Annotated in this window: 8 protein-coding genes and 1 pseudogene; 4 read left to right on the top strand and 5 right to left on the bottom strand. The window is 71.7% G+C overall.

Annotated features, from left to right (window positions below; translation table 11 throughout):
- Position 1: 1 nt before the first annotated feature.
- Together D0D15_RS25620 and D0D15_RS25625 are read right to left on the bottom strand one after the other, a co-directional pair.
- The gene (locus D0D15_RS25620; protein ID WP_143266147.1) at positions 2-304 is read right to left on the bottom strand and encodes a type II toxin-antitoxin system VapC family toxin; all 303 of its coding nucleotides are present in this window, start codon (positions 302-304) and stop codon (positions 2-4) included.
- 167 nt (positions 305-471) lie between these two features.
- Positions 472-1,695 carry an NADP-dependent isocitrate dehydrogenase gene (locus D0D15_RS25625; RefSeq protein WP_115944793.1) on the bottom strand — a complete coding sequence of 408 codons (1,224 nt, stop codon included), beginning with the start codon at positions 1,693-1,695 and terminating at the stop codon, positions 472-474.
- A gap of 190 nt (positions 1,696-1,885) precedes the next feature.
- Here D0D15_RS25625 and D0D15_RS25630 point away from each other — a divergent pair, with 190 nt between their 5' ends.
- Positions 1,886-2,458 carry an HhH-GPD-type base excision DNA repair protein gene (locus tag D0D15_RS25630; RefSeq protein ID WP_094004002.1) on the top strand — a complete coding sequence of 191 codons (573 nt, stop codon included), beginning with the start codon at positions 1,886-1,888 and terminating at the stop codon, positions 2,456-2,458.
- On the opposite strand, the gene D0D15_RS25635 is transcribed toward D0D15_RS25630, so the two are convergent.
- Positions 2,459-2,719, bottom strand: coding sequence for a Prokaryotic metallothionein (locus D0D15_RS25635; RefSeq protein WP_094004001.1), 261 nt, complete (start codon positions 2,717-2,719; stop codon positions 2,459-2,461). It lies immediately after the preceding gene.
- A 135-nt stretch (positions 2,720-2,854) separates the two neighbouring features.
- On the opposite strand from D0D15_RS25635, the gene D0D15_RS25640 reads away from it, so the two are divergent.
- Positions 2,855-3,055: a DUF1918 domain-containing protein gene (locus D0D15_RS25640; RefSeq protein ID WP_094004040.1), complete on the top strand. Its 201-nt coding sequence runs from the start codon at positions 2,855-2,857 to the stop codon at positions 3,053-3,055.
- Between the two features lie 165 nt (positions 3,056-3,220).
- Entirely contained in the window at positions 3,221-4,396 is a 1,176-nt protein-coding gene (locus D0D15_RS25645; protein ID WP_094004000.1) for an MFS transporter, read from the top strand.
- 2 nt (positions 4,397-4,398) lie between these two features.
- On the opposite strand, the gene D0D15_RS25650 is transcribed toward D0D15_RS25645, so the two are convergent.
- Complete coding sequence (locus D0D15_RS25650) at positions 4,399-4,695, bottom strand: DUF3017 domain-containing protein (protein WP_094003999.1); 297 nt, start codon at positions 4,693-4,695, stop codon at positions 4,399-4,401.
- The gene (locus tag D0D15_RS25655) at positions 4,676-5,542 is read right to left on the bottom strand and encodes a bifunctional methylenetetrahydrofolate dehydrogenase/methenyltetrahydrofolate cyclohydrolase (RefSeq protein WP_198958140.1); all 867 of its coding nucleotides are present in this window, start codon (positions 5,540-5,542) and stop codon (positions 4,676-4,678) included. The genes D0D15_RS25650 and D0D15_RS25655 overlap by 20 nt, the downstream gene beginning before the upstream one ends.
- A 162-nt stretch (positions 5,543-5,704) precedes the next feature.
- Between D0D15_RS25655 and D0D15_RS25660 the strand changes: the two are divergent.
- Positions 5,705-6,736, top strand: a pseudogene (locus tag D0D15_RS25660) (hypothetical protein); the annotation flags it as partial.
- Positions 6,737-9,020 lie beyond the last annotated feature (2,284 nt).

Consider the following 9,020-nt stretch of genomic DNA (forward strand, 5'->3'; position numbering starts at 1 on the left):
TTCAGCTCGGCGCGACTGCCCGCAGGCCGTTGTGACGCGCCGCCACCCCGGACAGCGCGGCCTCGACATCGTCCGTCACTTCCGCGAAGTCCAGATCGGACCGTGCCCGGCGTGCCCGGGCCACCTCGATCCACACCAACGAGGAGGCGGCCAGGAGCGCGTTCCGGTCGTGGTACCGGTCGATCGTGTCCACGAGCCGCCCGGATCCGGCCTCCCGGATCACCCGCTTGATCAGCGCACTGCTGTCCAGTAGACGCGTATCAGATCCGATCGTCGCGATCGAGGAGGTCGAGCGAGTACACACCTTCGTCGAACGTCTGCTCCGGCGTTACCCGACGGTACGGGCTCCTCGGCGGCCGCACCTTACCCGTGCGCAGGAGAAGTTCCGGTACCACCGCGCCCGGGGCACGGAAAAGCCCGGCCACCGAAACGGTGACCGGGCCTCTCGCTGTGGCCGGGAAGAACGCGGACTCAGCCCTGGGCGATCTTCGCCGCCAGGTTCTCGTCCAGGGTCGCCAGGAACTCCTCCGTCGTCTGGAACGGCTGGTCCTTGCCGACGAGCAGCGCCAGGTCCTTGGTCATCTTGCCGCGACCGACGGTCTCGATGACGACCTGCTCGAGCTTGTTGGCGAAGCCCACCAGCTCGGAGTTGCCGTCCAGCTTGCCGCGGTGCTCGAGACCCCGGGTCCACGCGAAGATCGACGCGATCGGGTTCGTCGAGGTCGGCTTGCCCTGCTGGTGCTGGCGGTAGTGCCGGGTGACCGTGCCGTGCGCGGCCTCGGCTTCCACGGTCTTGCCGTCCGGCGTGCGCAGCACCGAGGTCATCAGGCCCAGCGAGCCGAAGCCCTGCGCCACGGTGTCGGACTGCACGTCACCGTCGTAGTTCTTGCACGCCCAGACGTAGCCGCCCTCCCACTTCAGCGAGGCGGCGACCATGTCGTCGATCAGGCGGTGCTCGTAGGTCAGGCCCTTGGCGTCGAAGTCGGCCTTGAACTCGTTGTCGAAGATCTCCTGGAAGGTGTCCTTGAACATGCCGTCGTAGGCCTTCAGGATGGTGTTCTTCGTCGACATGTAGACCGGCATGCCGCGGTCCAGGCCGTACTGCAGCGAGGCGCGCGCGAAGTCCTCGATCGACTTGCGGTAGTTGTACATGCCCATCGCGACGCCGCCACCCTCCGGGTAGCGGGCGACCTCGAACTCGATCGGCTCGGAGCCGTCCTCGGGCACGTACGTCATGGTCACCGTGCCGGGGCCGGGGACCTTGAAGTCGGTGGCCTTGTACTGGTCACCGTGCGCGTGACGGCCGATGATGATCGGCTTCGTCCAGCCCGGGACCAGCCGCGGGATGTTGGAGATGATGATCGGCTCACGGAAGACGACGCCGCCGAGGATGTTGCGGATGGTGCCGTTGGGGCTCCGCCACATCTTCTTCAGGCCGAACTCCTCGACCCGGGCCTCGTCCGGGGTGATGGTGGCGCACTTGACGCCGACGCCGTGCTTCTTGATGGCGTTCGCGGAATCGATCGTGACCTGGTCGTCAGTCCGGTCCCGCTCCTCGATGCCGAGGTCGTAGTACTCGAGGTTGATGTCGAGATACGGGTGGATCAGCTTGTCCTTGATGAACTTCCAGATGATGCGAGTCATCTCGTCGCCGTCGAGTTCTACGACGGTGCCCTCGACCTTGATCTTGGCCATGAGCCGCGGTGCTCCTCTCGCGGATCTGCGCGTGTCTGTGCAGCACGTCTATGCGGTACAAGCGTACTGCTATTGAGCGACCAACGCCTTAAGTGGTGACGTACCTCAGTCTCGCAAAGGCCGGAAGTGGCCGAAGTCACGGCCCCGCTCGGGAGTGCGGGCCGTCCCACGCGGGTGTCACTATTGGCCCATGCCGAAGAAGCTCCGTCTCACCGGTGACCCCGACGCGGACGCCCTCCTCTCCGCGGACCCGTTCGCCCTCCTCACGGGCATGCTCCTGGACCAGCAGATCGCCATGGAGACGGCGTTCATCGGGCCCAAGAAGATCGCCGACCGCATGGACGGCTTCGACGTGCGCAAGATCGCCGAGTCCGACCTCGACGAGTTCGTCGAGCTGTGCGTGACCCCGCCGGCCATCCACCGGTACGGCGGCTCCATGGCGCGCCGCGTGCACGCGCTCGCCAACCACATCGTGGAGCACTACGACGGCAAGACCGACCGCATCTGGAAGCAGGGCAAACCGGACGGCAAGGAGGTCCTGCGCCGCCTCAAGGAGCTGCCCGGCTACGGCGACCAGAAGGCCCGGATCTTCCTCGCGTTGCTCGGCAAGCAGCGCGGGGTCCAGCCCGAGGGCTGGCGCGAGGCCGCCGGCGCCTACGGCGAGGACGGCTCGCGCCGCTCGATCGCCGACGTCGTCAGCCCGGAGACCCTCGCCGAGGTCCGCGCCTTCAAGAAAGCCGCCAAGGCCGCCGCGAAGAGCTGATCAGCCGGGGTGGGCGCCGACCGTGTCGCGGATTTCGGCGCCCAGCCCCGAACCGCTGCCCCGCGCGCAGTGCGCGCAGCAGAAGAACCGGCCCTCGACCTCGACGCCGTGCCCGAGGATCCGGCATCCGCAGTGCTCACACGACGGGGCGATTTTCTGCGCCGCGCATTCGATGCTGTCGAACGTGTAGGTGTCCCCGCTGACCGTCCGGACCTCGAAGGACATCCAGTAGTCGTTTCCGCAGACCACGCAGGTAGCCATCGTCGGAACTCCTTTTCGCGTCGGGATGAATCGAAGCCTGCTCGCCTCCCGGATACCCGGCAACTTGATCAATTCCCGTCCGGTGACAATTGCCGGTCGTCCGATTTACCCTGGTTCCCGCGGAGGTGGTCGATGATGCACGCAGCCGTAGGAGACCGGATCCTCGTCCACGGTCGCACCGTCGGGGCGGCCGAACAGCGCGGCGAGATCGTCGAAGTCCGCGGGGAGAACGGCGGACCGCCCTACCTCGTCCGCTTCGCCGACGGCCACGAAGGCCTGATCTTCCCCGGCTCGGACTGCGAGGTCAGTCACGACCAGCAGGAAAACAACGCCTGACCAGGCGCGTTACGTGGGAATGGTCACCCGGGTAGCGGGATGACAACGAGCCCCCGCCTGGTTGAGACTGGTTGACGGACAGCTCGTGCCGCCATGGACGGCGATGGGCTGTCCTTATTCATGCCTCGTGACTGTATCGATGCAGACATCCTCGAAAGGAGTACCGTGCCCATCGCGCTGCTCGCGCTCGCCGTCGGTGCCTTCGGTATCGGCACCACGGAATTCGTCATGATGGGTGTCCTTCCGCAGACGGCCGCGACGTTCGGGGTGGACATCCCGACCGCGGGCCACCTCATCTCCGCCTACGCGCTCGGCGTGGTCGTCGGGGCGCCGCTGCTGACCGCGGTCGCCGTGCGGCTGCCGCGCAAGACGATGCTGCTGGCGATGATGGCGCTGTTCACGGCGGGCAACCTGCTGTTCGCCGTCGCGCCGAACCAGGAGTTCGGCGTGGTCTTCCGGTTCCTCGCCGGACTGCCGCACGGCGCGTTCTTCGGCGCCGGCGCGGTCGTGGCGTCGAGCCTCGTCGAACCCGGCGACCGCGCCAAGGCCGTGTCGATGATGTTCCTCGGCCTGACCCTGGCCAACGTCGTGGGCGTGCCGCTGGGCACGCTGCTCGGCCAGCAGGTCGGCTGGCGGTTCACCTTCGGTGTCGTCGCGCTGATCGGCCTGGTCGCCGTGCTGGCGATCGCGAAGCTGGTGCCGCACCAGGGCCGTCCGGAGTCGCCGTCGCTGCGCGGCGAGCTGGGCGCCTTCCGCCGCCCGCAGGTGTGGCTGGCACTGGCGATCGTGACCTTCGGGCTGGGCGGGGTGTTCGCCTGCCTGTCCTACGTGACGCCGATGATGACCGACGTCGCCGGCTACGACCCGCAGGCAGTGACCCTGCTGCTCGCGCTGGCCGGTGTCGGGATGACCATCGGCAACCTGCTCGGCGGGCGGCTGGCCGACAAGGCGCTGATGCCGAGCCTGTACGTCGCGCTGCTCGCGCTGGCCGCGGTGCTGGCGATCTTCACCGTCACCGCGCACGACAAGATCGGCGCCGCGATCACGATCTTCCTGGTCGGCATCGCCGGGTTCATGATCGGCCCGATGATGCAGACCCGCGTCATGGTCAAGGCCGGTGGGGCGCCGTCGATGGTGTCGGCCGCGGTGCAGTCGGCGTTCAACGTCGCCAACTCGATCGGCGCCTACCTGGGCGGCCTGGTCATCGCCGGCGGGCTCGGCCTGGTCTCGCCGAACTGGGTCGGCGCGGGCCTGGCCATCGTGGGCCTGACGATCGCCGTGGTGTCCGGTTCGCTGGACCGCCGCGAAGCCGCCCGGACCCCGGCGATGGCCGAGGCCTGACCTCAGGTGCCGAACGGTCCGTCGGTGATCGTGAAGGCCAGGAAGAGGATGAGCACGCCGAGCCCGGCGTAGCTGAGGACGTCCACCGGGCGGCCGCGGATGGCCAGCAGGCCGGCCCGCACGTCCGGCAGGACGGCCCGCAGTACCGCCGCCACGAGCAGGGCGCCGCCGATGATCGCGGCGCCCTGCCGCCAGTGGTACTGCCAGATCCGCAGCCCGGCGATCGCCACCAGCAGCATCACCAGGGCGAACGGGAGCTGTTCCAGGACGGCCGCGCGGTTACGCCGTGGCGAGTGCACGCTCGGCCGCCTCGACGACGTTGGTGACCAGCATCGCCCGGGTCATCGGGCCCACCCCGCCGGGGTTCGGCGACAGCCATCCGGCGACCTCGGCGACCGCCGGGTCCACGTCACCGGTGAGCTTGCCGTCGACGTGCGAGACGCCCACGTCGAGCACTGCCGCGCCCGGCTTGACCATGTCCGGCTTGATCAGGTGCGGCACGCCGGCGGCGGCGATCACGATGTCCGCGCGCTTGACCTCGGCCGCCAGGTCGCGGGTGCCGGTGTGGCACAGCGTCACGGTGGCGTTCTCGCTGCGGCGGGTCAGCAGCAGGCCCATCGTGCGGCCCACGGTGACGCCGCGGCCGACGACGGTGACGTTCGCGCCGGCGATCGGCACGTCGTGGCGCTTGAGCAGTTCGAGGATCCCGTACGGCGTGCAGGGCAGCGGCCCGGCCTCGTTGAGCACCAGCCGGCCGAGGCTGACCGGGGCGAGGCCGTCGGCGTCCTTCTCCGGCGCGATGCGCTCCAGGATGCGGCCCGCGTCGAGGTGCCTGGGCAGCGGGAGCTGGACGATGTAGCCGTGGCAGGCCGGGTCGGCGTTGAGCTCGTCGATGACGGCCTCGAGCTTGTCCTGGCTGATGTCGCCGGGCAGGTCGCGGCGGATCGAGTTGACGCCGATCTTCGCGCTGTCCGCGTGCTTCATCCGGACGTAGGAGTGGGAGCCCGGGTCGTCGCCGACCAGGACGGTTCCCAGCCCGGGCGTCACGCCGCGCTCGGCCAGGGCGGCCACCCGCGGCTCGAGCTCGTCGAAGATGGCGTTCTTGGTCGCTTTGCCGTCGAGAACCGTCGCAGTCACGGCTTCCATTCTGGCAAAGGAATGAACTCGGCCTCACGCGAGGACGGCGGAGGACACTATGGGTAGTTCCGTTGAAACGCTTAGTACCTCGATTGATGTATCTGCACTGGTCATTGCCCCTATCGGTGCGGGCGGTGTGCAATCGGATCGGTGACCAGTCAAAATGGCCTGGTGGCGCAACCGACGACCCAGCTGAACGCGACCGAGCAGGACACACTGGTCAAGCAGATCGGACTGGCCCTGCTGCGGGCCGCTCCGCGGGACTGGCGGCGGGTGACCGCGACCTACCGGGCGGTCGGCCGCTACCACGAGCTGTCCGGTGAGGTCCTGCTCGAGGACGGGTCGGCCCAGGAGTGGATGGCCACCCACGACATCGCCACGCTGTTCGGCCGGTTGCGGGCCGGGATGTACCGCGAGGGCCGCGGCACCTGGTTCAACGCGCGTTACCAGCTCGACCACCCATCGAGCTACAACCTCGAGTACGACCGCGACGAGCCGCGGTGGGACCTGATGCCCCCGCCGCAGGCGTACGCGGACGAGCTGAGGATGTTCCCGCGCTCGGAGGACAACGTCCCGGAGTGGCTGATGCGCCGGATGGCCGGTCTGGCACCCGAGCAGCCCGGCCCGCGCTTCCGGATCGCCCGGATCTTCGACGGCCACGAGCCCAGCGGCCGCCCGGTGCTCAACCGCCCGGAGCTGGACGCCGACGAGCAGCAGCGGGTGCTCGAGTACCTGAACAACGCGCCGGTCGTGCGGGCCGAGCGCGGGTTCGACCTGGACCGGCTGGCGCAGCAGCCCGCGGCGACCGTGCCGGTGGCCTTCCACACCGACGGGGTGTGGATCTGGCCGGCGGCGGTCAACTACTACCTGCAGGAGTACGGCGTCGCGCCGGAAGCCGAGCTGGTCGCGCACATCGCCGGCCACGGGCACACGCTGCCCGAGGTACCGGAGCAGATCGTGCAGGCCGCGGGCGCGTACCTGAGCCGGGGGCCCGCTCAGCCGGCGCGCCGGGTGCCGGAGCAGGCGCCGCCGCCTGCCGAGCCCGCGCCGGAGGCGGCCGTCGAGCAGCCGACCACGCTGACGCCGGTGATCGACCCGGAGGCCGGGCCGCCGACGATGCTGGTGCAGCCGGCGGTGCAGGACGCGGAGCCGGCGTCGGGGTCGGCTTCGGCTTCGGCTTCGGCCGAGGACGCCGGGGATGAGACGCGGACGTGGGACGCACGAGAAGCGTTCGCCGACGAGCCGCGCGGTGGTGCGGACGGACGGACGTGGGAGCCGCGCGACGGTGTCGGCGGTGAGCCGGGCGGTTTTGCGGGACAGGAGCGCGTGGCCGCCGCGGACGAGGAGCCGACGGAGGGCCGCGGCTGGGACGGCCGCGAGGCCTACGCCGCGCAGGAAGGCGCGGAGGCGCGCGGCCCGGAGCGGTTCGGCGCCGAGGGGCCCGGCCAGCACGGCTACGGCCAGGAGGGGCCGGAGGCGCGTGGCGCAGAGCGCTTCGGCGCCGAGCGCGGCTTCAGCCAGGAGGGCGCAGAGGCACGCGGCCCGGAGCGGTTCGGTGCCGAGCACGGGCAGCACGGCTACAGCCCGGAAGGCTCGGAGGCGCGCTTCGCCGCGGAGGCGCCCGAGGGGCCGGGCCAGGGTGGCTTCAGTCAGGAGGGCCCAGAGGCACGCGGCCCGGAGCGCTTCGGCACCGAGGGCCGGGGGCAGCACGGCTACAGCCCGGAAGGCCCGGAGGCGCGCTTCGCCGCGGAGGCCCCCGAGGGGCGCGGCCAGCGCGACTTCGGCGGCCAGCATGGCCCGGAGGGTCCCGGCGAGCGTGGCTTCGCCGCGGAGGCGCCGGAGCGACGCGGCCAGCGCCGATTCGCCGAGCCCGAGAGCCCGGAAGGCCAGGAGGGTGGCGAGCGTGGCTTCGGCGGCCCCGAAGCGCCGGAGCGGCGCCCCAGGCCCGACGGCACGGAAGGGCCCGGCCAGCGCGCGTTCACCGGCCAGGAAACCCCGGAGGGCCGGGGCCAGCACGGCCTGACCGCCCAGGAGGGCCCCGAGCCTCGTGAACGCTCCCGCGGCCAGCGGGGGTTCGCCGGGCAGGAGCAGGCCGCCCCGGAGGGGCGCGGCCAGCACTCCGCGGCGCAGGAGGGGCTCGCCGGGCAGGCGACCGTGGCCGGGTTCGACCCCCGCGCTCCGGAACGCTTCGCGCCGGAAGGCCGTGGCGCGGCCGGGCAGGCGGACGTCCGCCGTCCGGAGGGCTTCGCCGCCGAGGCGCCGGAAGGCCGGCGCGCGTTCGCCGGCCCGGAAGGCCGGGAGCAGCACGGCATCGCCGACCAGGAAGGCCCCGACCAACGCGGCTTCACCGGCCAGGGAGGCCCCGAGGCGCGCAGCTTCGCCGGTCCGGAAGGCCCCGACCGACGCGGCTTCACTGGACAGGAGGGCCCGGGCCAGCACGGCTTCGCCGATCAGGAGGACCCCGGCCAACGCGGCATCGCCGGCCAGGGAAGCCCCGACGCGCGCGGCTTCGCCGGTCAGGAGGACCCCGGCCAGCGCGCCTTCACCGGACAGGGAAGCCCGGGCCAGCACGGCTTCGCCGATCAGGAGGACCCCAGCCAACGCGGCATCGCCGGCCAGGGAGGCCCCGACGCGCGCGGCTTCGCCGGTCCGGAAGGCCCCGACCACCGCGACTTCGCCGGTCAGGAGGGACCCGGCCCACGCGGCTTCGCCGGTCCGGAGGGCCGCGACCCGCGCGGGTTCACCGGCCAGGAAGGCCGTGACCAGCGTGCCTTCGCCAGTGAGGAGGGGCCGGAGGGCCTCGTGGGTCATGAGGCCGCTCCGGAAGCACGGGGCTTCGGATCCGCGCCGGGCGGCTTCGCTCCGCAGGGGGCACCGGCCTTCGCCGGGCCGGGGCCGCGCGGTGGGCGTCCGGCGCCCGACGGCCCGCCGACCATGCTCGCCCGCCCGGTGGCCCCGCCGTCCGGTCCCACCGAGCCTGCCCTGGACAACCTGCGCGCCAAGCTGTCCGACCTCGGCGTGCCGGACGCGGCCTACCGCATCGGCGAACCGGCCGAGCACGGCTGGAGCCTGGAGAAGGTCGACGACGGCTGGCGCGTCGGCTGGTACGACGAGACCCTGACGAGCCCCGCGGTCTTCGGCGACGCCGACGACGCGGCCGCGTTCATGCTCGGCAAGCTGCTGCTCAGCCCGGGCGGCCGCATCACGCCGCCCGCGCGGCCGGAGATGGACGCCACCGAGGTGCCGCGCACGCCGGCCCAGGAGCCGTCCGAGCCGCCGCGGCACGACCTGCCGCAACGGGCCCTGTCCGACCGCCTCGACGAGCCGGACCCGGCCGGGCCGCCCACGATGCTGGCTCCCCCAGTCGCGCCGCCCCCGCCCGCCCCCCCGCGACGGGAACCGCCGCCGCGACGGGTCGAACCGGCGGCGCCCGCCCCCGCGGTGGCCACGGCGTCGGCCGCGTCCGGTGTCGGCAACCAGCAGTGGC

The sequence above is a fragment of the Amycolatopsis thermalba genome (assembly GCF_003385215.1).
In the GTDB taxonomy this organism is placed as follows: domain Bacteria; phylum Actinomycetota; class Actinomycetes; order Mycobacteriales; family Pseudonocardiaceae; genus Amycolatopsis_E; species Amycolatopsis_E thermalba.